This is a genomic window from Janthinobacterium sp. SUN206 (assembly GCF_030587305.1).
GTDB classification, from domain to species: Bacteria; Pseudomonadota; Gammaproteobacteria; order Burkholderiales; family Burkholderiaceae_D; genus Janthinobacterium; species Janthinobacterium kumbetense.
Genome location: NZ_JAPWIB010000001.1, coordinates 2,642,474 through 2,666,343, shown reverse-complemented (window position 1 = coordinate 2,666,343; position 23,870 = coordinate 2,642,474). Strand labels below are relative to the sequence as shown.

Annotated in this window: 20 protein-coding genes; 5 read left to right on the top strand and 15 right to left on the bottom strand. The window is 64.6% G+C overall.

All coding sequences use genetic code 11. The annotated features are described in order from the left end of the window. Nucleotides 1-2: 2 nt before the first annotated feature. The 11 genes from O3300_RS12015 to O3300_RS11965 all read right to left on the bottom strand — a co-directional run bounded on the left by O3300_RS12015 (nucleotide 3) and on the right by O3300_RS11965 (nucleotide 13,235). On the bottom strand, nucleotides 3-1,178 hold the full coding sequence (locus O3300_RS12015; protein WP_305053023.1) for an efflux RND transporter periplasmic adaptor subunit: 1,176 nt from the start codon (nucleotides 1,176-1,178) through the stop codon (nucleotides 3-5). Nucleotides 1,179-1,191: 13 nt separating this feature from the next. After that, a complete protein-coding gene (locus tag O3300_RS12010; RefSeq protein WP_305053022.1) occupies nucleotides 1,192-2,607 on the bottom strand; it encodes an efflux transporter outer membrane subunit in 1,416 nt (471 codons plus the stop codon). Next, nucleotides 2,604-3,332: a CerR family C-terminal domain-containing protein gene (locus O3300_RS12005; protein WP_305053021.1), complete on the bottom strand. Its 729-nt coding sequence runs from the start codon at nucleotides 3,330-3,332 to the stop codon at nucleotides 2,604-2,606. The genes O3300_RS12010 and O3300_RS12005 overlap by 4 nt, the downstream gene beginning before the upstream one ends. Before the next feature lie 264 nt (nucleotides 3,333-3,596). Further along, the gene (locus O3300_RS12000; protein WP_099666722.1) at nucleotides 3,597-4,958 is read right to left on the bottom strand and encodes a hybrid sensor histidine kinase/response regulator; all 1,362 of its coding nucleotides are present in this window, start codon (nucleotides 4,956-4,958) and stop codon (nucleotides 3,597-3,599) included. A gap of 142 nt (nucleotides 4,959-5,100) precedes the next feature. Beyond that, nucleotides 5,101-5,835: a 2OG-Fe dioxygenase family protein gene (locus tag O3300_RS11995; RefSeq protein ID WP_099666723.1), complete on the bottom strand. Its 735-nt coding sequence runs from the start codon at nucleotides 5,833-5,835 to the stop codon at nucleotides 5,101-5,103. Nucleotides 5,836-5,940: 105 nt separating this feature from the next. Beyond that, nucleotides 5,941-7,977 carry a TonB-dependent receptor gene (locus O3300_RS11990; RefSeq protein ID WP_305053020.1) on the bottom strand — a complete coding sequence of 679 codons (2,037 nt, stop codon included), beginning with the start codon at nucleotides 7,975-7,977 and terminating at the stop codon, nucleotides 5,941-5,943. A 33-nt stretch (nucleotides 7,978-8,010) separates the two neighbouring features. Beyond that, nucleotides 8,011-8,499, bottom strand: coding sequence for a DUF6702 family protein (locus tag O3300_RS11985; protein WP_289903766.1), 489 nt, complete (start codon nucleotides 8,497-8,499; stop codon nucleotides 8,011-8,013). Further along, nucleotides 8,496-10,871, bottom strand: coding sequence for a M1 family metallopeptidase (locus O3300_RS11980; RefSeq protein ID WP_305053019.1), 2,376 nt, complete (start codon nucleotides 10,869-10,871; stop codon nucleotides 8,496-8,498). Before O3300_RS11980 ends, O3300_RS11985 begins: the two co-directional genes overlap by 4 nt. Nucleotides 10,872-11,036: 165 nt before the next feature. Further along, nucleotides 11,037-11,498 (bottom strand): MarR family winged helix-turn-helix transcriptional regulator, encoded by a 462-nt coding sequence (locus tag O3300_RS11975; protein ID WP_099666727.1) that lies wholly within the window; start codon nucleotides 11,496-11,498, stop codon nucleotides 11,037-11,039. Between the two features lie 79 nt (nucleotides 11,499-11,577). Further along, the gene (locus tag O3300_RS11970; RefSeq protein WP_305053018.1) at nucleotides 11,578-12,396 is read right to left on the bottom strand and encodes a sugar phosphate isomerase/epimerase; all 819 of its coding nucleotides are present in this window, start codon (nucleotides 12,394-12,396) and stop codon (nucleotides 11,578-11,580) included. Beyond that, the gene (locus O3300_RS11965) at nucleotides 12,396-13,235 is read right to left on the bottom strand and encodes a phytanoyl-CoA dioxygenase family protein (protein WP_305053017.1); all 840 of its coding nucleotides are present in this window, start codon (nucleotides 13,233-13,235) and stop codon (nucleotides 12,396-12,398) included. The genes O3300_RS11970 and O3300_RS11965 overlap by 1 nt, the downstream gene beginning before the upstream one ends. Nucleotides 13,236-13,344: 109 nt before the next feature. Here O3300_RS11965 and O3300_RS11960 point away from each other — a divergent pair, with 109 nt between their 5' ends. Beyond that, nucleotides 13,345-14,304, top strand: a complete 960-nt coding sequence (locus O3300_RS11960) for a LysR family transcriptional regulator (RefSeq protein WP_305053016.1) — start codon at nucleotides 13,345-13,347, stop codon at nucleotides 14,302-14,304. A 25-nt stretch (nucleotides 14,305-14,329) separates the two neighbouring features. On the opposite strand, the gene O3300_RS11955 is transcribed toward O3300_RS11960, so the two are convergent. Continuing rightward, on the bottom strand, nucleotides 14,330-15,400 hold the full coding sequence (locus O3300_RS11955) for a hypothetical protein (protein ID WP_251350601.1): 1,071 nt from the start codon (nucleotides 15,398-15,400) through the stop codon (nucleotides 14,330-14,332). A 301-nt stretch (nucleotides 15,401-15,701) separates the two neighbouring features. Here O3300_RS11955 and O3300_RS11950 point away from each other — a divergent pair, with 301 nt between their 5' ends. Beyond that, a complete protein-coding gene (locus O3300_RS11950) occupies nucleotides 15,702-16,121 on the top strand; it encodes a hypothetical protein (protein WP_077408133.1) in 420 nt (139 codons plus the stop codon). A gap of 191 nt (nucleotides 16,122-16,312) precedes the next feature. Here O3300_RS11950 and O3300_RS11945 read toward each other — a convergent pair whose 3' ends face one another. Next, the gene (locus tag O3300_RS11945) at nucleotides 16,313-17,815 is read right to left on the bottom strand and encodes a hypothetical protein (protein ID WP_305053015.1); all 1,503 of its coding nucleotides are present in this window, start codon (nucleotides 17,813-17,815) and stop codon (nucleotides 16,313-16,315) included. After that, the gene (locus tag O3300_RS11940) at nucleotides 17,812-18,687 is read right to left on the bottom strand and encodes a hypothetical protein (RefSeq protein ID WP_305053014.1); all 876 of its coding nucleotides are present in this window, start codon (nucleotides 18,685-18,687) and stop codon (nucleotides 17,812-17,814) included. Before O3300_RS11940 ends, O3300_RS11945 begins: the two co-directional genes overlap by 4 nt. 168 nt (nucleotides 18,688-18,855) lie before the next feature. On the opposite strand from O3300_RS11940, the gene O3300_RS11935 reads away from it, so the two are divergent. Further along, nucleotides 18,856-19,773, top strand: a complete 918-nt coding sequence (locus tag O3300_RS11935; RefSeq protein WP_305053013.1) for a hypothetical protein — start codon at nucleotides 18,856-18,858, stop codon at nucleotides 19,771-19,773. 65 nt (nucleotides 19,774-19,838) lie between these two features. Here the strand turns inward: O3300_RS11935 and acpA are convergent, their stop codons facing one another. Next, complete coding sequence (gene acpA, locus O3300_RS11930) at nucleotides 19,839-21,959, bottom strand: acid phosphatase (RefSeq protein ID WP_305053012.1); 2,121 nt, start codon at nucleotides 21,957-21,959, stop codon at nucleotides 19,839-19,841. A gap of 166 nt (nucleotides 21,960-22,125) precedes the next feature. Here acpA and O3300_RS11925 point away from each other — a divergent pair, with 166 nt between their 5' ends. Both O3300_RS11925 and O3300_RS11920 read left to right on the top strand, forming a co-directional pair. Further along, nucleotides 22,126-23,400 carry a cytochrome-c peroxidase gene (locus O3300_RS11925; RefSeq protein WP_305053153.1) on the top strand — a complete coding sequence of 425 codons (1,275 nt, stop codon included), beginning with the start codon at nucleotides 22,126-22,128 and terminating at the stop codon, nucleotides 23,398-23,400. Nucleotides 23,401-23,537: 137 nt separating this feature from the next. Beyond that, nucleotides 23,538-23,867: a hypothetical protein gene (locus O3300_RS11920; RefSeq protein ID WP_077408123.1), complete on the top strand. Its 330-nt coding sequence runs from the start codon at nucleotides 23,538-23,540 to the stop codon at nucleotides 23,865-23,867. Nucleotides 23,868-23,870 lie beyond the last annotated feature (3 nt).

Below are 23,870 nucleotides of genomic sequence, written 5' to 3'. Positions count from 1 at the left end.
CCTTACTTTTTCGCTGCGGCCGGCTTGGCAGCTGCTGCGACCGGGGTTGCCACCGGGTTTTGAACATTCCGCACCAGGTCGCCGTCATTGAGGAAGCCTGCGCCGCTGACGACGATGGTGGTGTCGGCCGTGATGCCGCCTAAAATCTCGATGCGGTCGCTCAGGCGCCGTCCGGCCTGCACCTTGATCTGGCTGACCCGCTGGTCGGCATTCAGGCGGAAGACATAACTGAAGCCATCGCGCACGGCGATCGCCTGTTGCGGCACCGTCAGCGCGCCCGAGTTACCCAGTTCGAATTCGCCGCTGGCGTACATGCCGGCCTTGAACGGTGCATTGTTGCCGGCGCTGGCCGGCAGGTCCACGTACACGAGGGCGGAACGCGTCTGCGGGTCGACGGTAGGGGCGATCATGCGCACCTTGCCCGTCAGGACGCTGCCATTGGCAGCCTTGACTTGCGCCAGGGTGCCCGCTTTCAGGTTCAGCAGCTCGGTGGCCGTCACTTCGGCGCGCCATTCGAGGCGGCCCTGGCGGATCATGCGGAACAGTTCCGTGCCGGCGCCTACGACCGAGCCGACGGTGGCCGAGCGCGAGGAAATGATGCCGCTGTCGGGCGCCACCACCTGCGTGTATTTCAGGCGCAGCTGCTGCGCCGCCAACTGCGCCTTGGCGGACGCGATGCGCGCGTTGGCCGTCTGTTCGGCCGTCAGGTACTGGCTGATTTGCTGTGCGCTGATGGCGCCCGTGCTTTGCAGCGAACGGGCGCGCTGCGCGTTGGCGGCGGCTTCCGCAGCATTCGCTTCCGCTTCCAGCACGGCGGCCTTCGCCTGCGCCACGTCGGCATTGACCGTGTCGTTCGAGAACACGGCCAGCACCTGGCCGGCGCGCACCACATCGCCGACATTCACGCGCACATCCGTCAGGCGCAAGCCGTTCGATTCGCTGCCGATGACGGCTTCCTGCCAGGCGGCCACGTTGCCGTTGGCCTTCAGCTTGATGGGCAGGCTGGCCGTTTGCGGCTTGGCCGTGGTGACGGTGAGCGCCGGTTTTTGCGCCGTGTTCTTATCCTTGGCGTCGTCGGCCGCCGTGGAGGAAGGGGAGTACAGGGCAACACCGGCGCCCAGCACCATAAAGAGGGCGGCCAGCGCGAGCGTCATCGGTTTCAAGGTCATTTTTTTCATGTTGTCGTATCCGTCAGGGGGCGTTGTTGGCGATGGCGCTGCTGCTGTTCCAGCCGCCGCCGGCGGCGCGGTACAGCGCTACCCAGGCGGCGCTGCGTTCGCGCTCCAGGTTGACCACGGTGTTTTCGGCGGCCAGGCGCGTGCGGCGCGCGTCTTCCAGTTCGATCAGGCTGGCCAGGCCATTCTTGTAGCGGTCCTCGGTGGCGACAAACGACACGCGGTAGCCTTCCAGCGCCGTTTTCGCGTGGCCGCTGCGCGCGTCCGTGCTGGCCAGGTTGACCAGTGCTTCTTCCACTTCGCGCACGGCCTGGCGCACGCCGGCACGGTACTTCACCACGGCTTCGTCGTAGCGCGCCGTGGCCGCATCGACCTGGGCGCGGCGGGTGCCGCTGTCGAAAATGGGCAGGCTGACGGCCAGCGGGCCGATGCTCCAGGTGCTGGCCGTGATGCTGGTGCCGCCGGCGCGGATATTGCCCTTGCCGATGGAGCCGGAAAGGCTCAGGCGCGGGTAGCGCTGCGCTTGCGCGCCGCGCACTTCAAAGCTGGCGGCCGCCACTTCGCGTTCGGCGCTGTAGATGTCGGGACGTTGGCCCAGGGTTTGCGCCGGCAGCTCCGCAATCGCCACGGGCGAGGGCAGGATGGCCGGGCTGGCCGCCAGCTTCTCGCGCAGCGACGCTTCCGGTATGGCCGACAGGGCCACCAGCGCCTTGACATTCACGTCACAGGCGGCGCGCTGTTCGATGGCGCGGCTGGCGCCTTCGGCGGCGCTGGCGCGGGCCAGGGCGGCGTTGGCGGGCGGCTGGAAGCCGGCGCCGGCGCTCAGCTCCGTCAGGCGTGCCGAGTCGCGGCGCGAGACGGCATCCTGTTCGGACACTGCCTGCAATTGCTGGCAGGTGCGCAGGGCGTAGTACTGGTTTGCCACTTCGGCGGCCACCGAGACGCGGGCCTCATGCCAGCCCGCGCGCGCGCTGTCGTAGCGCTCCTGCGCCGCATCGCGCGTGGCGCGGTTGGCGCCGAAGACGTCGATTTCCCACGACGCCTGCAGCGCGGCCTGCGAGGTGGTGCCGCCGGGCTGCGCCGATTGCTGGCTGGTGCGCACCACGCTGCCCGTCGCATCGAGCGTGGGCGCCAGCGCGGCGCCGCTGGCGACTCTGTCCGCGCGCGCCTGCACGATGCGCGTGCGGGCGGCGGCGATGGTGGGGCTGACCTGCTGCGCGTCGGTGATCAATTCCACCAGCAGGCTGTCACCCTGGCCCTGCCACCAGCTGGCCAGGTCCGTCAGCTTGCCGTTATGCGGCAGTGGCGCCTGCCACTGCACGGGTGCGCTGGCGGCCACCGCTGCGGGCGGCCCCTGCAGGGCGCAACCGCCCAGCGCCAGTACGATGCTGGCGGCCAGGACACGTTGAACGGTGCATCGAATAGTCGTCATGCTGGTCCTTCTGCTTGTCGTTGAGCGGTAGGGGGAGAGGGAGGAATGGTCAGGCGCTGGCGCTCCACGTCGGCCATGGCCAGCGCGTAATCGGTCATGCGTGCCAGCCAGGTGTCGATGGCCTGCGGCGATTCCAGTAGTTGCGGGCGCAAGGTTTGCAGCACCTCGGCGCCCACCATGTGCTGCAGGGCCAGCGAAGCGATGGAAAAGGCCAGGCGGTGCATGTCGTCGCTGTCGTCGGGTGCGCCCAGGTGGCGCGCCAGCACGCGCGTGAGCGCCTCGTGTTCGGGGCGGATATTCTGGTCGATTTCGCGCGCCCACAGGCCCGTCGGTTCGAGCATCTCGCGGCACCACAGGCGCATGCAGTCGCGCGCGATCTCGCCTTGCTGCATGGGGGCGAGCAGCTGCGCATAAAAGCCTTCCAGGCTTTGGCGCAAGGTGAAATGCGGTTGTTCGTACAGGGCGATATTGTCTTGCGGGTTGGCCGACTGCTGGGCGAAGGCGGCGCGGTACAGGCCCGCCTTGTCGCCAAAATAGTAGCTGATGGCTGCGGCGTTCGTGCCGGCCGCCTGCGCCAGTTCGCGCGTGGACGTCTTGGCGTAGCCCTGCTCGGCAAACAGGCGGATGGCGCTATGCAGCAGGCGCTCGCGCGACTGTTCGCCGTCGGAACGGGGCTTGCGCCCTTCGTCGGTGTGGGAAGTGGGGATGGCGTTTTTTTCAATCATGCCGGAGATTTAATCACATATCTCAAACGATTGATATAACTAAATCGTTTGATTTAGTTAAGGAAAGGTGAAGATGAGGGAAAACGCAGGCAAAAAAAAGCCCGCGGTTGTATTCGCGGGCGTAATCCAATGTTCGGAGAACGAATTGGAGGAGACAGTTCTACTATAGCGCTGAAAATGGTGCGGTGCAATACCGTAGAACTACTGTATCGGTCTGTCCTGGATAGCAAGAAATCAAAATTTCATGCTGCGGCGCACAGGAACTCAGGCCTTGCTGCGCAGGGCCAGTGTAAACGTGCTGCCGGAGCCGTAGTCGCTGTTGAAAAACAGGGCGCCGCCGATGGCGTTGGCCAGGTTCTGGCACAGGTACAGGCCCAGTCCCGCGCCTTCCACGTGGCGCGTGGAGGTGGAATCGAGCTGCGAGAAGGCCTGGAACAGCTTGGCCTGGTCTTCTTCCTTGATGCCGGCGCCGCTGTCGGCGATGCTCATTTCCGTCACCAGCACGCCGTCCTCGTCGCGCTGGGCAAGGCTGATGCGCACCGTGCCCTGTTCCGTGAACTTGATGGCGTTGTTGAGCAAGTTGATGAGGATTTGTGTCAATGCGCGGCGGTCCGTGTCGATGATGGCGGGCGGCTGGCCTTCTTCTCCCAGCGCCATTTCCAGCGCCAGGCCCTTTTGCTGGGCCAGGGGGCGCAGGGTGTCGGCCACGTCGGCCATCAGTTCCTGGCAGTGCACGGGTTCGATCGACAGGGTCAGCTTGCCCGCTTCGATCTTGGCCACGTCGAGGATGTCGTTGATCAGCGAGAGCAGATGACGCGCGCTGGCGCGGATGGTGTTCAGCTGCTTGTCCTGGTCGGATGTCAGGGGGCCGGGCAGTTTCATCAGCAGCGCGCCCGTAAACCCGATGATGGCGTTGAGCGGCGTGCGCAATTCGTGCGACATGTTCGCGATGAAGGCGGACTTCATGCGGCTCGCCTCGGCCAGCTCCAGGTTTTTCAGGGCGATTTCGCGGTTGATGGTTTCCAGTTCGGCCGCATGGTGCGCCAGGCGCATGTTCAGCTCGATCACCTGGCGTTCGCGCGCCTGCAGTTCGCCGTTGACCTGCACCGCCTGTTCATACGTGGAAATGAGCAGGTCGAGGATTTGCTGGCGCTCCGCATTGATGAAATGCTTCTGGTCGCCCAGGTACAGGGCGATGCCGATTTCCACATTCTGGTTCTTGCGCAGCTTCTGGTTCATCAGCATGTGGCTGATGCGGTTGAGCAGGTAGTCTTCCGCGTAGGGCTTGCGGATGAAATTGTCCGCGCCGCACTCGATGCCGCGGATGATGTCCTTCGGATCGTTGAGCGAGGTGACGAGGATCACGGGAATGTCGCGCAAGGTCGGATCGGACTTGATGGCGCGGCACAGGTCGTAGCCATTCATTTCAGGCATGACGATGTCGGACAGCACCAGGTGCGGCTTGCGCTCGCGGATGGCGGCCAGGGCCAGCTGGCCATTGGCCGCCACGCGCGCGTTATAGTGCAGGGATTGGATCAGGCGGCGCAAGCGCTCCGCCTGGGTCGGGCTATCCTCGACGATCAGGATCTCGATTTCGTCAGGCTTGATTTGGTTGTTGGAGTCCACAGACCTCTCCTAGAATTTCAGTGTGGTGATGCTGGGCGCGGTGAGCGCGCAATATCGACATCGTATGACTATATCGGATTTAGGTCTGCAAAAGTAACTTCCAAGTAACTATTTTGGCCACAGGGAATGCTGTGGCCGCTTGTCAGTTTTCGCCCTGGAACTGCCCTGCGCGATAGGTCAGCACGAGCGTATCGCGGTGGCCATGTTCGCCGACCGGCTGGATCGGCGTCGATTCGTGGATGACAGACGCATCGTCGAGCAGCAGCAGCGACCACGGCTCGGTCAGGGTAAAGCGCTTGCCGTTGGGGCCATTGGCCTCGAAGATGCGCGTCTCGCCGCCCTTGACCTGTTCGCGCCCGATCAGCAGCACGGCGACGAAATCGACGCCGTCGCGGTGCGCACCTTCCGGCGTGGGGCGGCCGATGCCATCGGTCGTATCGATGCGGAACTGGTGCGCCTCGATGAACCACGGCTGGCTGCCCTTGACCTGTGAGCAGGCGTTGCCCAGCGCGCGGATCAGCTGCTGCCAGGCCGCTTGCGCAACGATAGCCGCTTCGACCGGTTCGAACAGGCGGTGCATGCCGCCGTGCAGGGCGTTGTATTCCACCGGTTGCCAGTGCGGACGGTGCGCCGTCTGCGTCAGGCGCTCGCCATCCTGCACGAAGCACGAGTGGCGCCGGCGGCGATAGCGGCCGCCATCCTTCAGGTAATTGTCCAGCGGGAGGGTATTCCAGCTCCCTTCCAGCGCGCGCAGCGCGGCCAGCGGGCAGCCGGCCAGCGCGGCCACGTCCTGCGGGCGCAGGACGGCATAGCCGTCATCGCGCAAGGCTTCCTTGACGTGGGAAGGGTCGGTAAAGATCGGTGCGGAAGTGCTCATGGCGGTGCCGGCCGCAATGCGGCCTGTCTCAGTTTATCCAGCCTGGCATTCTACGACTTCGCGGCAACTCTTGTGTTAGGTCCGATAGGAATTATTCTTGTTGAGTTAAAAATTCTTTACCAGGGTCAGGCGCAGCGAGCGCGATTCCACCGGATGGAAGTGGATATCGTCGACGGGTTGCGCTTCGCCGGGCAGGCGCGAGGCATAGTAATAGTCGATGGCCGAGTCGCGCCGGTTGGCCAGGTTGTAGCCTTCGACTTCCACGCGCAAGGTCTTGTCGATCTGATAGGCGATGCGCCCGTTCAAGCCCACGCTGGCCGCGGAGCGCACGCTGTTGTCTTCAATCAGCGGGCGCGGGCCGAAGTAGCGCAGGCGCAAGGAACCCGACCACGGCCCCGGCGGCGTCACCGTCATGGCCAACTGGGCCACGCCTTCGATGGCGCCGGGGATGAAGTCGCCCGCCGGGTCGCTGCCGCGCGAGCGCGCCCGTGCATATGCCAGGTCCAGGTCCAGCGACAGCCAGCTGGCCGCCTTGTAGTAGCTGGAAAACTCGATGCCGTAGCGGCGGCTGGGGCGGCCCGCCTCGGTGGCGCCCGCGTCGCCGATGAACAGCAGCTCGGAATCGAAGTCCAGGCGGTACAGCGACAGCGAGGTTTGCAGGCCGGCGATGGCGGCGCTGCGCAAGCCCAGTTCCAGCCCGCGCGAGCGCACCAGGGGCGTGACCTTGTCGGCCGCCTCGCCCGTCTTCGGGTCGACGGTGATCGTCGTGCCGCGCGCGTCGTTGCTGTGAAAGCCATTGCCGATGTTGAGATACGCTTCCGTATCGCGCCACGGTCCCGCGATCACGCTCAGGCTGGGACTGAACAAATGGTCGCTGGCCGTGCCTGAATTGGCGGCGCGGTCGCTGCGTACGTCGAAGCGGTAGGCGTCCGCGCGCAGGCCGGCCACGGTGCGCAGCCAGCGCGACCAGCGCGTGCTGTTTTCGCCATACACGCCGATGCTCGACTCGACGATGTGGTCTTGCCGCGTGGTTGACAGGATCTGCCGCTGCCGCGTGTTGTACAAGCCATTGTGGATATTGTCGTTCTGCAGCTGCACGCCGATGGTGGTGTCGCTGCTGCCCCTGTCCGTGTGGCGGTGCCAGGTATGGCTGGCGTCGAGGCCGGACGTCACGCGCCGGTCGGGCTGGGCGAACTGGTCGCCGTTGTCGGGATCGTCCATCGCATACGTAAAATTCGAGAACAGGGCCAGGCGGTTGGCGATCACATACGCGCTGACCCTGGACGACACGTCGTCCGTCGTCTGGCGCCAGGCGCCCGACAGGCTGTAGCGCTGCGCCTTGCCGCCGTCGCTGGCATCGATGGCGTCGAAGCGGCCCTGGGTGCCTTCCTTTACGGCGCGCAGCGGAATCTGGTCGGTGGCGTTCCAGCTGGCGTCATACGCCATGGCCGTGACGTTGAAGCCGTTGTTGGCATAGCCTTCGCTGTAGCGCAGCACGCCATTGAGCTTGCGGTAGCGGTCCGGCTGCGTGAACGGGCCATCGTTACGCTGTGCTTCGAGTGCGTACAGCAGGCTGCCGTCGCCCGCATCGGGCGAATCGGCCAGCAGGGCGCGGCGAAAGCCGTTTTGCCCGAGTCCCAGGCTGGCGACGCCCTGCGTCAGGCGGTTCGCATACACGACGGACGCCGCCCCCGCCGAGGAGAAGTCGCCTTGCGCCGCCGAATACGGCCCCTTTTTGTAATCGAGGCGCATGGCCAGTTCGGGTATCAGGAAGTTCAGGTCCGTCCAGCCCTGTCCGTGGCCATGGCTGCGCTGGTTGACGGGCATCTCGTCGACGGTGGTGCGCAAGTCCGTGCCGTGATCGAGGTTGAAGCCGCGCAGGTAGAACTGGTTGGCCTTGCCCTCGCCGCTATGCTGGCTGACGATCAGCCCCGGCACGGCTTCGAGCAGTTCGCCGGGCCGGTAGCTGGTGCGCGCATCGAGCTGCTTTTGCGTGACGCTGCCCGCGTTGGCCGAATCGGCCACGCCCAGCTGGTTCAGGCGCGAACCGTCGACCAGCACGCGCTGGAAGATGTCGTCGGCGTGGACGGCGGCAGGTAAAAACAGGGCGGCGAGGAGGAGGGGCAGAGAGCGTGGCGTCATGGGTGTATGGGTGTGGCGGCAGTTTGCCGGTGTTTAGCGGATCGGCAGTTCCGTGTTCTGGCGGTCGAAAATCAGCGTCTGGATGGCGCCGCTGTCCTGCACGTTGAGGGTGTTGCGCTGGCTGGGCAGGAAATCGATCAGCAACTGGTTGTGGATGCGCGTGGCGGGGGCCAGGCGCGTGCGTTCGAGCTCCTGGAAGATCACCACGTTGTCGGCATTGACCTTCATGCCGACCCAGTTCAGGCGCAGGCGCTTGCCGTCCGGCGCCACGAGGTAAAACTGTTTTTCGACATAGCGGCGCAGCGCCGCTTCGCTGTCTTCCTGGCCCAGGTCGAACTGGCGCTGGTACAGGTTGGTCAGCAGCGCCTCGACGTCGTGGCCCGTGTAGGTATGCACCACTTCGGTGCTGCCGCTGGCCGCGTTATAGCTGATATCGGCGATGCCCATATGAAAATTATGGGCGCCCGCCGCCATGCTGGCGCAGGCCAGCGTGGCGCAAGCGAGCAGGCGCCAGCGCTTCACGCCTCGTCGCCCTTGGCCGAGCCGCCGTTCTTGCCTTTCAGCGGCGTATGAAAATCGCGCATCAGGTTATCCTTGGGCGATTTCTCGCTCTTGAACAGTTCCAGGCGCGACGGCGTGATTTTTCGCGGCCAAGCGTTGTTGCTCGTGTCGATATCGGCCGTTTCCCAGTACGGGTCCTGCACCAGGCCCACCATCGGTTCATCCGTGATGACGACTTTGGTGATTTTCTTCGGCGAGTAGCGCCACACTTCGGCCGGCACGCGCTCGACGTACTTCTTGCCGCTTTTCAGTTCGATTTCGAGGATCAGCGGCATGACCATGCCGCCCACGTTCGACAGGTCGACCAAGTACAGGTGCTTGCCCTGTTTCAGCAAGTCCTTTTCCCACGGTTCCAGGGCGGCCAGCGCTTCGGCGTAGGCGTTGCGGTCCTTGTTGGTCACCGTGAAATCGTCGTGCTGGTTGTAGAAATCCTTCAGCTCCGGATGCGCCTCGACCCGGCGCGCCATGCCCTTGTTGGCGCGGCTCGTGACGGATTCCGGCTGGGCGTCCTTTTGCGCCTTCTTCCAGGCTTTTTCCGTTGCCGGATCCTTCGAGCTCACGCCATATTCGCTGATGCCGTCGATGCTGATGTCGACCGGGTCGGTCGTATAGAACCAGCCGCGCCAGAACCAGTCCAGGTCCGTGCCGGAGGCGTCTTCCATGGTGCGGAAAAAGTCGGCGGGCGTGGGGCGCTTGAACTTCCAGCGCTGCGCATATTCCTTGAAGGCGTAGTCGAACAGTTCGCGCCCGAGGATGGTTTCGCGCAGGATGTTCAGGCCAGCCGCCGGCTTGGCGTAGGCGTTGTTACCGAACTGCAGCAGGGACTCGGAATTGGTCATGATGGGCACCTGGTCGCGGCTACGCATGTAGTCGACGATCTCGCGCGGTTCGCCGCGCGAAGCCGGGTAGTTTTCTTCCCACGCCTGCTGCGCCAGGTATTGCACGAAGGTGTTGAGGCCTTCGTCCATCCACGTCCACTGGCGCTCGTCCGAGTTGATGATCATCGGGTAGTAGTTGTGGCCCACTTCGTGGATGATCACGCCGATCAGGCCATACTTGGTGCGCTTGGAGTAGGTCAGCTCGCCCGTCTTCTTGTCTTTCACCGGACGGGGGCCGTTAAACGAGATCATCGGATACTCCATGCCGCCCACGGGGCCGTTTACGGAGATGGCCGTCGGATACGGATAGTCGATGCTGTACTTGTTGTACTGTTCAATCGTGTGCACGATGGCTTGCGTACTGTACTTTTCCCACAGGGGGTTGCCCTCTTTCGGATAGTAGGACATGGCCATCACATCGCTGCCGCCCTTCTTGTATCCCTGCGCATCCCAGATGAACTTGCGGCTCGAGGCCCAGGCGAAGTCGCGCACGTTGGCCGCCTTGAAGTGCCACGTCTTTTGCGCGCGGCTCACTGTTTTTTCGGCCGCTTCGGCTTCCTTCTGCGTGACGATGACGACGGGCTTGTCGCTGCCGCGGGCCTTTTTCAGGCGCTCGCGCTGCGCGGAAGACAGCACTTCCTGCGGGTTTTGCAGCTCTCCCGTGGAGGCGACGATATGGTCGGCAGGAACGGTCAGCTGCACGTCGTAGTCGCCGAATTCCAGCGTGAATTCGCCGGAGCCGAGGAACTGCTTGTGCTGCCAGCCGGCCGCATCGTAATAGGCCGCCATGCGGGGGAACCACTGCGCCACTTCGAACAGGGCGTTCTTGTCGTCGAAGACTTCATAGCCGGCGCGCCCGCCCAGCACCTTCTGTTCGTTGATGCGGTAATCCCAGTCGATCTGGAAGACGAAATCCTGGCCCGGCTTCAGGGGCTGCGGCAAGTCGATGCGCATCATGGTGCGGTTGATAACGTACTTCAGGGGCTGGCCATCCGCGCCTGTCAAGCGGCGGATATTGAAGCCGCCCTGGAAGTCGCCGCGCGCGAGGATGCCGCGCAAGCCTTCGAACTTCATGGTCTCTTCGCCCGTCGTCTTGGCCCACGCCTGGCGCGAGGGCGCCGTGGTCATGCGGCGCGCGTCGGAATCGGGCTTGTAGATATTCTGATCCAGCTGCACCCACAGGTAGCCGAGGGTGTCGGGCGACTGGTTATGATAGGTGATGGTGCCGCTGCCGGCGATCTCGCGCCTGGCTTCGTCCAGCGTCGCGCGGATAGTGTAGTCGGCGCGCTGCTGCCAGTAGGCGTGGCCCGGCGCGCCGGAGGCCGTGCGGTAGGTATTCGGGGTGGGCAGCACCTCTTCGAGCTGGCGGAACTTGTCGTCGAATGGTTCGGCCGCGAAGGCCGACACGGTAAAACACAGAGCCAACGAGGCTACGGAGCCGAAAGAGATGCGCATATTCACCCTGATGTTGTTGTAAGGAAATAGTGGCAACTATTCTATACGCAGGGCGGGGCCATCCATGTATCGATTTGTAATAAAGAAAGGCGGATTTCACGCCAGCTTTTGCCTGGCGCTGTCAGGGGGATGCTTTACCTGATTTTGCTCGGAAAAGCGGCGCCTTTACTCACTTTTCATCAGGCTGTCGCGCAATTGGTTCAGCTGTTGTTTCATGTCCACAACCTGTTCCACGCTGCACTGGCTGGCCGTCAGGATGGCTTCCGGCAGCAAGGCTGCTTCATGGCGCAGCTGGTCGCCCTGTTCCGTGAGGGAAATGATGACTTGCCGCTCGTCGCTGGCGGCGCGCGTGCGCGTCAACAGGCCCGATTGCTCCATGCGCTTGAGCAGGGGCGTCAGGGTGGCCGAGTCGAGGAACAGGCGCTCGCCCACTTCCGACACCGTCAGGCCGTCGCGTTCCCACAACACCATCATCACCAGGTATTGCGAATAGGTGAGACCGAGCTTGCGCAGGAGCTTGCGGTACAGCTTGTTCATGGCAAGCGAGGTCGAGTACAGCGCAAAGCACAGCTGGCTGTCCAGGCGCGGCACCTGGTGCAAGGGATTGGGGGCGGTGGTGGTATCCATGGGCACAGTATATATAGCGCACTACCTAATTGCAATGCGCGGCGCCGGACCTGGCGATCCGGCACCGGGGCGCATAAGCTTAGCCGGCGTAGCGCGTGCGCAGCAGATCGAGCATGGCGACGTTCTGTTCCCACGCGTCGCTCACGGGCTGCTGCGTCCAGGGCAGCGTTTGCGTGTACGGCGCGGGGCCGAATTCCGGCGTGAACGTCATGCGCTCGGCTCCGGCCGCGCGGCGCAGGGCGACGATGGCATCCCACCAGGCCAGGTGGGCGTCGAGTGCCGGTTTCGCTTCCGGTGCGCGGAAGTCGGCGACCTGCGGCCCTTGCGCATGGCCCACGCGCGCATGCACGTGGCGCACCAGCGGCAGCACCTGCGCCAGGGTCTGCGGCTGGTCTTCCAGCAGCGATTCGCAGGCGCAGCACCAGTGCGACAGGTCGGCCGTCAAGGGCAGCTCGGGATACTGCTGCAGATACGGCAGCAGCAGCATCGGATGGCCGGAAAAGCGGCTGCGGTGGATTTCGTGCACGATGGGCACGCCGTGCTTTTCCGAGATGGCGGCGGCCAGGTCGAGCAGCTGTGCATTCTGCGCCGGCGTATAGAAATCCTTGCCCGTGTGGGTGTTGACCAGCACGGGGCGCGCCAGACAGGCGTTCTCCAGCAGTTCGGCCAAGGCGGCGCGGTGCAGATCGAAGTCGCTGTGGAACACGGTTTCCCACTGCGCGGCGATCAGCTGCAGTCCCGCCTTGGCGATGCGCTCCGTCCACTCTTCGCGCAGGGCGACGTCCAGCGGCAGCGACATTTCGATGCCGTCGAAGCCGGCCGCCAGTACCTTGTCGATGAAGACGTCGGGCGGCAGGTCATTATTGCCCCAGTGGGCGGCAAAGACGTCGATGCGCATCAGACGAAGCCCCGCACGGGGAAGGCGTCGTCGCGCTGGATCCAGTTGTGGGCCGCGTATTCCGTCTGGCCGTCGGTGGCGTGCAGGGTGTAGGCGTGGCGCGAGACGGGCGAGCGGTTCGGCGCGCTGTAATGGGGCAGCAAGCCATGGAAGCAGACGAGGGCGCCGGCCTTGACTTCCAACGGCACGGCCGTGCTGTCGTCGGGCCATGGCGTGGCGTCGAGTTTTTCCACGCGCACGGCGTCGCCGTTACGGATGAAGCGTTCGCGCAGCGGGCCGCGGTGGCCGCCCGGTTCCGCCCACAGGCAGCCGTTGTCCAGGGTGGCGTCTTCCAGCGCAAACCAGAACGTGGTCACGCTGATCGGCGTGGTCTCGAAATACGTGGCGTCCTGGTGCCAGCGCACTTCGCCGCCGATGCCGGGCTGCTTGAAGATGTACATCGATTGCCACACCTGCGCATCCGCCAGGCCCAGGTCGCGCGCCACTGCGGCCAGTTTCGGGTCGGCCGAAAAGCTGCGGAAGACGGGGTCCAGGTCATGCATGGCGTGGCCGATCTTGTTGATCGACAGGGACTTGGCCTGCTTCAGCTGGCCGTCCGCGCCGAACGCCTCTTCCTCGAAGAAGCAGCGGATGGTGTTGTCGGAAGCGAGAAAATAATCGTTGGTGTTCTTCGCCTGGTCGCGCGTGGTGAAGATGGACTGGCTGACGCTGGGATCGAATTCGTTGACAATCTGCTCGGCGCGCGCGCGCAAGGCGGCGATTTCATCGGCGCCCTTGAAATCGGACAGGATGATGTAGCCGTCGCGTTGGTATTGTTCTTGTTGTTCGATCGTTAGCATGGCGGCGGCTCCGGAGGTCAATGGAAAGCGCCATTGTAGGATGGGCGAGGGCGGCAAACAATCGCCCTGCGGTTGACAGATTGTCGCCAAAGCGAAGACAATCTTTGACATGGATCAACTAAAAGCGATGGAAATCTTTGTCGAAGTGGCGCGCCAGCGCAGCTTTACGGTGGCCGGGCAGCGCCTGGGACTGACGCGCGCCATGGTCAGCAAGACCATCATGCAGCTGGAAGAACGCCTGCATGCGCGCCTGCTGCACCGCTCCACGCGCGAAGTGAGCCTGACGGACGCGGGCCGCGCCTACCTGGCACCGTGCATGGCCACCGTCAGCCAGGCGCAGGAAGCGGCGCGCATGGTGGCGCACGTGGCGCAGGCGGGAGCCGGGGCGGAGCTGGCCGGGCCGCTGCGCATCCAGGCGCCATCGAGTTTCGGCAGCGCGTGGCTGGCCGACGCCGTCGCCCGTTTCAGTTTGCTGCACCCCCAGGTGCAGGCCGAATTGTTTGTCGACGATGCCCTGCTCGACCCGATACGCCACGGTTTTGACTTGACGATACGCGTGGGCGGCATCCCGGACAGCAGCGCTCTGGCCATGCGTCCGCTGGCGCCGTGCCGCGCCGTGCTGTGCGCCAGTCCCGCCTACCTGGCGCAATGGGGCGTGCCGCAGACGCCGCAAGAGCTATTGAAGCACCAGTGCCTGCATTTCAGCCACCTGACGGATGGCACGAACTGGCATTTCCAGCGCGGCGAGGGAGACCGGCAAGAAGCGGTGAGTGTGCGCGTGCAGGCGGGTTTTACGGCGAACAATGGCCTGGTGCTGCACCAGGCGGCGCAGCGGGGACTCGGCATCGTCTACAGCACCACGTTCCTCGCCTGGCGCAACCTGCTCGATGGCAGCCTGGTACCCGTGCTGCCCGGCTGGGAGCTGCCCCTGAATCACTTGAGCGCCCTGTATCCTGCCAGCCGCCAGCCCTCGCCCAAGGTACGCGCGCTGATCGATTTCCTGGTGGCCGAATACCAGCCCGTGCCGCCGTGGGACCGCGAGCTGGCAGCTGCCGGATTTCTCAGCTGAGGTTCAGCCAAGGTTCAATTGAGGCTCAATTGAGTGCGACGGGTTCCACCGTCCACGCGCCATCCGCGTACACGCGCTCGTCGTCCAGATAAACGGCTTGCGTGACGGCGAAGATATCGACGTGATAGCGCGCATCCTTGCGCTTGAATTGCGGCTTGGCGTAGACGCCGTGCTTGGCGCCCAGCGACAGATGGATGCCGCACATGCGCTCATACGTGCCGATGTCGTTGACCAGCTGTTCGCGCGAAAAGGCGCGGTTCATGCCGAAGCCCAGTTCGCGCACCCATACTTCGCCTTCGTGCGCGCGGATGATTTCCAGCATGGCGGTAAATTCCGGCGTGGCGTTCTCCGTGCCCGTCACGCGCCCCTTTTCGATGATCAGGGTGATCGGCGTGTCGGGGCGGTTGACCATAAAGTGCGTGTCGCCGAAAACAAAGATGCGCACGCGGCCATTGACGGCTTCCAGGTCCTGCGCTTCCGTAAACACTTCGCCCAGGGGGAACTGGCCGCCGATATTGTTCATGCCGCTGTAGTCGCCGATATTGAGCTTTGCCGATTCGAACGGGGAAGCGAAGACCAGCTGCTCGCCGCCGCTGTCGACCATGCCGTGGCGGGCGCCGTCGATGCGCGCCTTCAGCGCATGGCCCACGCCGCGGTAATAGGCGGGGTCGTAGGCCAGCGAGGCGATGTAATGCAAGCCCTGCACGCCGGGCATGCGCGACAGGTGCACGTGTTCGATGACCTTCAGCCCCCGCTTGAACAGCTCGATGCGGATGCGGAACGCTTCCAGGCGGAAGCTGGTCGACTGGATCAGCACGACGAGGCTGCCGGAAGGCAGTTCGGCAAACGCGGCCAGCACGGCGTCGGGCGTGACGTCGTCGAAATCGATGAAGGCGGCGTCCGGCAAGGCCTGGCGATACGCTTCCGTCAGCACGACATTGAGCCAGCTGCGCTTGTCGCAGACGATCAGGGCCGGTTCGTCGGGGCGGTGGCAGATGGCCATGGCCAGCAGGTCGGCCACGTTTTGCGCGGCCACTTCGGTGGCGGCGGCGCTGATGGCGTCGAGCCGGCTGGTGTCATTCTCGGGAAGCGTCATGGTGCGGAGGTGGGGGACGTGAAGTAATCGCAGCATTATAAGGTGATTGCCACTGGCCACACCATTCCCCATCCGGCGGAGGGCAGGCGGCTGCCGCGCCCCTGATTACTTGTGTAGTGCTTTCCGGCAATGTATTATTTGATAAATGGTATTGCAGGGCATGGCAGCGAGCCTGGGAGTGGCCCGGCGCAGCGGCAAACGCATGCGCACGGCGGCTCGCTTCCAGTGATGCAGGGACAACAAGCCAACAGGCGATGATGAAGAGTGTGAAGTGATGAGCATAATCGGACAAGATATTCCCATGGAGCGGCCGGATACGGATGGGCGCGCCGCCGTCTTCGTTCCCGTCACGGGCGTCAAGGAAGATGTCCTGTTGACCATACGCAAGGGTGCGGCCATCGTCGGCTTTGCCAACCACGACCGTACCATCACCGTGTATTTTGAAAGCAACCGCTTTGACGATCCCGTGCTGGCCAAGTGGGAACACAAGGCGCGCAAGGCCTACGACCGCCTGGTCGACAATGCGCCCACCGTGTCGAAACTGACCACCAGCCCTGCCAATTTCGAGCAGATCGGTTATATCAATGGCAAGGGCATCACCATCCGCCGAATGGAAAGCCTGCAGCGCTGGCTCGCGTATTCGGATGCGATGGAGACTTGCCCGGCAACGGATATCATTCCGCGCACGGTGATAGCGAAACCTGAAAGCGTTAAAGTTTAAGAGCGGCGGATACAACGCCCTCGGTGTTGTTGCCTGCCCTGCATTTACCTCGCTGTACTGAAGTACTGTCTTCGGGGCGGCGCCTGGCCCTGCGCATTTTCTCAGCGGCTCCTGGTCTGCGCGCATGAGTATCCAATGGCGCCGCTGGCGCTAATCCGACCTGCGCGACCTACGCCTGACCTCGCTTATCACTACACCACCACGATATTCGCCTGCGCCTTGAGCGGGCAGGGCAGGGTGTCGTCGAAGGTGATTTCGATGGCGCTGGCGACGAACATGCCGCCGATGTGCTGGGCGGCGATTTCGGGCGGCGTGCCGGGCTTGGTCAGGTTGACGTCCTGGGCGAAAACGAAGACGCGCCAGGTGCCGTAGACCTTTTGATCATATTGCAACAAGGTGCGGTAAGCGCGCTTCAAGTCCAGGCTGCCTGCGTAGACGCCATCGTTGGCGCCCGGATCGAAGCCCAGGCCGTCATCGGTCAGCGATTCGACGAAATACAGTCCCTGCGGCGCCTGGAACAGCACGAAGGCATACAGCTCTGTACCGCGGAAGACATTGCCATTGTCGCGCTTGAAGCTGGCGCGCAGCCACAGCGGTTCGTAGGCTTGCACGACGGCGGGCGTATCTGTTTCCACGGGCCCCGCCAAGTGGATGTTGACCTGCGTTTCGTTCACGGCATGCTGGTAGGTGGCGCCCGTGGTGAAGCGCTCGTACTGCCAGCTGATGTCGGCCGTGTAGGGCAGGCCCGCATTCGGCGCTTCCGGCAGCACCCATTTCGCCACCACGCGCTCGGCCAGTGTCAGTTCGCCGGCGGCTGGCGGTGTTGCTTCCTGGCCACGCCAGAACGGGTCCGCGATATCGGAGCAGGCGACGGCGATGGCGCCCGAGGCGATGGCCGAGGCCACGCCCGCCACCGTGAATTCGGGCTGGCCCGCGCCGGCGCCTTCCAGCGAGCAGCAGTCGACGCTGGGATCGGTTTCCTCGAACGGACCGCCCACGCTGAAGCTGGCCTTGCCGGAACCGAGCGCGGCCGAAATGATGGCCACCAGCGCGGCGATGATGGCGATGATGATGGCGAGTATCTTCCACCACGGGTCGGAAAACGGCAGCTCGCCATGCGTGCCCGCATAGGCGGGGTTCGGCGTCCAGACGAGGGTCATGCCGGTCGGCACGATGGGCCCCAGGCCGGGCGGGCAGCGGCAGTCTTTCCCGTCGCCGCCCGTGCTGCCCCAGCGCTTGCCGGGCAAATGGCCTTGCGGCTTGGACAGTTCCAGTGTGCCTTCCTCGACCGTGCACGTGTACGTGTTGGTGGCGCTGTCGAAGCGCGTCTGCGAGACGAAGATTTGCTGGATCGAGCGGTGCGGCGTGTAGCCGTCCGCCTTGGCGACAAAGCTGACCAGGCGCTTGCCGGGCGCGGCATGCTGGAAGTCGGCATCCCACATCACCAGCATGGCCGCGCCGGCGGGAATGCTGGCAAAGAAGAAGGTGCGCGCCACGGGCACGATGCCGGGGTCGCCCACGCTTTCCAGGTACACGGTGACATTGTTCAGGGCGCTGCTGGACATATTGGTGACGTGGGCGGCGATGCGCAAGCCATAGATGGCATTGTCGAAGATGCCATCGGGCAGCATGATGTTGGTGACGGGCTCGATCGCGAACGGCCGCGTCAGCACCTGCAGGGGGGTATCGCTCATGATGCTTGCTCCTCGGGGCTTTGCTGGTCTTGCGCTTGCTCTTTCTCGAGATCGGTGACGATATACGTGATGCCGCCCATGAGCTTGCCTTCCTGGGTTTCGAGTACGCGCAGCAGCGCATACTGGCGCGGCGGCAAGGCTTCGGCGCGCACGCTCAGGTACACGGCCTGCGCCTGCCCGCGCGGCACTTCCAGCGCCAGCTTTTGCTCGCCGGGCGCATCGCCATTGCAGTGGGGCGTGCGCGCCAGGCCCGCTATCAGGCGGGCGTCCCTGGCCGGCTGCCAGCGCTCGAGTCCCAGGGTGGCCAGCAGGTGTTCCGGCAGCTCGCCGCCCTGCTCAATCTGCAATTCCACTTTTTTCGTTGCGCGGGGCAGGGCCGCCACCGCGATGGCCAGCGATTGCGCGCGCCTTGCCGCCAGCACCACGGTGACATTGCGCTGGGCGATCTGCTCGTGCAAGGTGGGCTGGAAGGGAAAACCGTTGGGCAGGGGATCGGGCAGCGGGTTGATGTCGCCCGCGCCGTGGGCCACGGCCAGCAGGCATTCGTGGCCGCCATTGACGATGACGGGGACCCAGGGAACCAGGCACAGCACTTCCTGCGTGGCGCCCGGCGGCAAGTCGGCAAACGCGGAGCCGATCTGCGTGGCGGCGCCGACGGCGATCTGGCCGGAAGGGTCGGCCCAGTAAAAGTCCACGCGCACGCCGTTCGAGGCGCTGTTGCCCGTGTTGTGCACGCGGCCCCACAGGTAATTGCTGGTGCCGGCGATGGGGGCGCCGGGCGGGCCATTCGGATCATTGCCCGGCACCACCCAGATATCGGCGCTGTCCCACCACCAGGGCTGGCCGTCTTCGATGATCAGGTGGGCTGGCATGGCGTTCTCCTTGTCCTTGGCCGCTGCTGGTAGCTTAGACCGCTGCGGCGGATGCTTTTTGATCGGTATCAAGGCCATGAAACACGGCGCCGTTGCGCCGTTGCCGTGCTTGCGTAAGGTAATATTGCGGCAGAACGCAGTGGAATGACTCCAGGAAAAGGTTGGAATGTGCTTGAAACAGTGAATGACGTTTGCATCAACGCCGCTTGCGGCCGGACCTTGCCGCTGCGCGTGGCGCATTGCCCGTTTTGCGGCGCGGGCCAGATAGCGCAAGCGCCTGTTCTGGAGAAAGCCGTGGTGCCGCCGCCGGTGCCGCGCATGCCGCCGCCCGTGCCCGTCGCGCCTCCCACGCCTGCGCCTGCTCCCATGCCGCAGCCCGCGCCGCAGTCCGCACCCGCGCCCAAGCCCGTCCCGCCAGCGCCTGCCGCGCCGGCCAAGGCACCGCCCGCGAAACCGGCCGTCAAGGGTTCGGTGCCGCCACCGCGCCCGCCCGTGCGCCTGCGCACGTGGATCGCGGCGGCGGCGGTGCTGACGGGTATCTGGTTCTTCAACAAGCCCGCCGACAAGCCGGCCAGCGTGGCGGAACAGGTCGAGGCCGCCACGGCGCTGGCGGCACAGTGCGACCTGGATGGGGCGCGCAGCGCGCTGGCCGTGCTGAAAAGCGCCAAGGCGCCTGCCGCGCAGCTTAAACGCTTGCAGGCAAGCATCACCAAGTCCGCCGCCACCTGCGACAGGCAACAGCAGCGGGCACAGGCGTGGCTGGCGCTGCAAGGCAGCGTCAACCAGGCCCTCGATGCGGGCAAGCCGGACGTGGCCGCCACGCGCCTGGCCGCGCACGTCAAGCGCTGGGGCGACGATCCCGACACCCTGGAACTCGATGCCAAGGTGAAAGTGGCGCTGGCCAGCGCCCAGCTCGACCTGGCCGACGCCTGCCTGGCGCGTTCGGACCGGGTCTGCCTGGAAAACAGCCTGATCGCCGCCGAACGCTACAAGCGGCCGGAACTGGCGGCGCGCACGCAGACGCTGCGCACGGCGTTGTCGCAATTGCTCGAGCGTTCGCTGCTCGATGCGGTGCCGGGCCAGTAGCGCCAGGCTGTCAAACGCCCGCCGCGGCCAGGCCGTGCGGGCGTCGCGCCTGTCGGCGGGCGCGATTACTCTTGTGGCACCAGCGCCAGCGCCGCGCTGAAGTCGCCCATCGGCTTGCCGCCGTTGGCCACCAGCGCCTTGTCGCGCGTGCTCAAGCCATCGAGCACGGGCAATGCAAAACGGTGCGTGATGGCGCGCAGGATGGAAGCCGAATCATATTGCGTATGATCAACTAATCCCTTTTTCACGTACGGCGAGACGAGGATGGCGGGCACGCGCGTGCCGGGACCCCAGCGGTCGCCCTTCGGCGGCGCCGCGTGATCGTAAAAGCCGCCGTTTTCATCGTAGGTGACGATGACCAGCATGTTCTTCCACTGCGGACTTTTCTTCAACTGGGCGATGACGCTGGCGATATGCGCGTCGCCGTCGGCCACGCTGGCATAGCCCGCGTGCTGGTTCAGGTTGCCCTGCGGCTTGTAGAAGGTCACGGGCGGCAGCTTGCCGGCGCTGGCATCGCTGAGGAACTGGCTGTCGAAGTCGCGCAGGTGGGCGGCGCGGTAGGCGGGCGCCTTCACCGGGTCCATATTCGCAAAGTAATTGAAGGGCTGGTGGTGGAACTGGAAGTTCGGCGGATTCGGGAAGCTGCCGGCGCGCGCGCTGGCCGTGGCCAGGGCCGTCGTGTCTTTCCAGGCGCCCGCATACCAGGCCCAGTCGATGTTCTTGCCTGAAAGCAAATCACCGATATTCGTCTGCGTCTGCTGCGGCAGGGTGGTGGCCTTGCCCGTGTCCGCATACAGCTTGCTGCTGTCGCCGGACGCCGGGGCGTTGCTGCTGGGCTGGAACGGCGGCTGCATGGTGTTGACGGCATAGAACATGCCCGTGCTGTCGGCCGGCGTCAGCGCGCCGTCATTGGCATACGCGGGCGCGCCGTTCAGGACGGTGCCCGGCGCCGTGGCGGACGGCGTCAGGCGCAGGAAGTTGCCCTTGGCATCGACGTCGATCTTGGCGATCGAACCCTTGGCCACCGAGGTGTCGGCGTTCGGATAGGTGGGCGCGCAGGCGCAGATCAGGTACTGGTGCGTGAGGAAGGAGCCGCCGAAGGCGCCGATGAACAGGTTGTCGGCCAGCGCATATTGTTTGGCGATGTCCCACAGCTGCATCTTGCTGCCGTCGTAATAGCCCATGCTCAAACCACCGGCATCGGAATACGCCGTAAACTTGTCGTTGGCGCCACCGTTGATCTGCATCTGGTTGTTGTAGAAGCGGTGCACGAGGTCGCGCGTGATCACCGATTGCGGCAAGTACAGGGGGCTGGCGGCGTCGTCGATCTGGAGCGGCTTGTTCGGCAGGTTGGCCGATTGCGCCTGGGTGATGACGGTGCTCTGGCCTGCCGCCGTCATGCCGCCCCAGGTGGGCGGCAGCACGGGCAGGGTGCTGCCGTCGTAGTCTTTCTGCGCCACGTAGGCGGAAGTCGACGTGGGATTGACGCCCGGCACGCCGTTCGCGCCCGGGAACAGGCCGTACAGATTGTCGAAGCCGCGGTTTTCCGCGTAGATGACGACGATGGTCTGGATATTGTTCAGCGCCAGGGCGCCGTTCAGGGCGGCCAGCGCGTCGGCGGGCGCCGCTTGCGCGCTGGCGCTGGCGATCAAGGCCGTCACGCTGGCGTTTTCCGCCTTCAGTTTCGCCAGTTCGTCGCCGCTGGCCTTGTTGAAGTCGGACGCCAGGCCCGCTTCCGACACGCCCAGGCGCGCGGCCAGCTTGCTGCTGGCGGCCGCAAAGTCGCCGCCGTTGCCATCCATGACTTGCGCCAGTTCCGTCGACAGGGCGCTCACAAACGCGCTGTGCCCGGCGGGAGCGCGCAGCAGCAGTTTTTGCGTCACCTTGCTGCCGCTGTCGCCGATGGCTTCATGGCGGATGGCGTCCGTGCCGATGGTCACCAGCACGGCGCCCTGGCCGTCCAGCGTGTAGCTGCCGTCGGCGGCCGTGCGCACGGTGGCGGAAGCGTTGTCGCACGTCAGCTTGGCGGTGGCGCTTTCCAGGCACACCTGGGCGTTTTCATAGTAGCTGCCGATCACCTGGCCTTGGGTGCCGGGCGTGATCGCATAGTCGCTGCCGCAGGCGGCCAGGCCCAGCGACAGTAACAACGGCAGGGGCCGCAGGGAGGGTTTTGCGTGCAAGTTCATGTTCATGCCTTCTGGGTGGAAAACGTCGCATGCTAGGCAGGCAATATGTCAGCTGCGTGACATGTCAGCGCCTGTTACATGACGTAATGTACGAACTTGATACATGACGTTTTGCGGGGTTTTGTCACGCAGCTGTCACATGCCGTTGCTACGCTGCCAGCCCATGATGAAAACGATACCCCCTCTGCTGCTTGCCATGTGCATGCTGTCCGCTTGCCAGCCCGCGCCGCCGCCGGAAGCCCAGGCCGCCCCCGCGCCTGCCTACCTGGCCGCGGCCTACGCGCCGGGCCTGAAGCGCCAGCCTTCGGTGGCGGCAATGACGGCCATGGGCCGCGCCATGTTTTTCGAGCCCGGCCTGTCCGTGTCGGGCAAGATGTCGTGCGCCAGCTGTCACAGTCCTGAACACGCGTATGGGCCGCCGAATGCGCTGGCGGTGCAGCTGGGCGGCCCGGAATTGAAGGATGCGGGCACGCGCGCGGCGCCCTCGCTGCGCTATCTGCAGACGGCGCCCGCCTTCAGCGAGCACTATCACGACGACGATGGCGACGACAGCGTCGATGCGGGTCCCACGGGCGGGCGCAACTGGGATGGCCGTGCCCAGTCCGGCCATGAGCAGGCGCTGGCGCCCTTGCTGTCGCCGCGCGAGATGGGCAACCGCGACGGGGCCGCCGTCGTCGCCAAGCTGCGGGCCGGCCCGCTGGCGGCGCAGTTCCGCCAGACGTATGGCGCGGATATTTTCGAGCAGCCGGGCCAGGCGCTGCGCTGGGCGCTGATGTCGCTGGAAGTGTTCCAGGAAAGCCCGGCCGACTTCTACCCCTACACGAGCAAGTACGATGCCGTGCTGCGCAAGCAGGCCGTCCTGAGCCCGCAGGAAGCGCGCGGCCTGGCCCTGTTCAACGATGAACGCAAGGGCAATTGCGCCTCCTGCCATATCAGCCAGGTGAGTGCCGGCGGCGCCTTCCCGCAATTTACGGATTACGGCTTGATCAATATCGGCGTGCCGCGCAACGGCAAGCTGCCGGTCAATGCGGACCCGGCGTTCTTTGACCTGGGACTGTGCGGCCCGGACCGCACCGACTTGACGCAGCACAAGGAATATTGCGGCAGCTTCAAGACGCCGTCCCTGCGCAATGTCGCCCTGCGCAAGGTGTTTTTCCACAACGGCAGCTTTGACAGCCTGGAACAGGTGCTGCGTTTTTACGTGCAGCGCGACACGGCGCCGCAAAAATGGTATCCGGCAGATAAGCACGGCAAGGTGCGAAAATACAACGATATGCCGCCGGGAATGGAAGCGAACGTGAACGTGGAAGCGCCGTTCGACCGCCAGCCGGGCCAGGCGCCCGCCCTGAACGCGGCGGAGATCGCCGACGTGATCGCCTTCCTGCACACTCTGACGGATGGCTATCGGGCGCCCCGTCCTGCGCAGGGAAAACATGGCTAAAAAATATCAAGATACCATTGCTTACAACTACGCCACAAAAGCGTGTTTTTATGTGCGTTAGCGCACGCTAGAAAATTTTAGGCAGGTGTATATTGCGAACTGATCTGTGTCTTTTGATAACAATGAAAGGGAATATCATGAAAGTAAGCAAAAATTGGATGACCGTGTGCGCCGCCGGGATGATGGTCGTGGCACTGGCTGCCTGCCAGAAGAAGAGCGATGTCGCCGCAGGCCCTGCGGAACAGGCCGGCCAGAAGATCGACGCGGCCGCTGCCAAGGCTGAAGCCGACATCAAGGCCGCCGCTACCAAGGCTGACGCTGCCGTGAGCCAGGCCGCTGCCGATACGGGCGCCAAGATGGACCAGGTCGCCGCTGACGCCGACAAGAAAATGAGTGAAGCGGCCGACGCCGTCGGCAAGAAAGTGGAAAAAGCGGGCGAAAAGATGCAGGACGCCGCGCACAAGTAATCA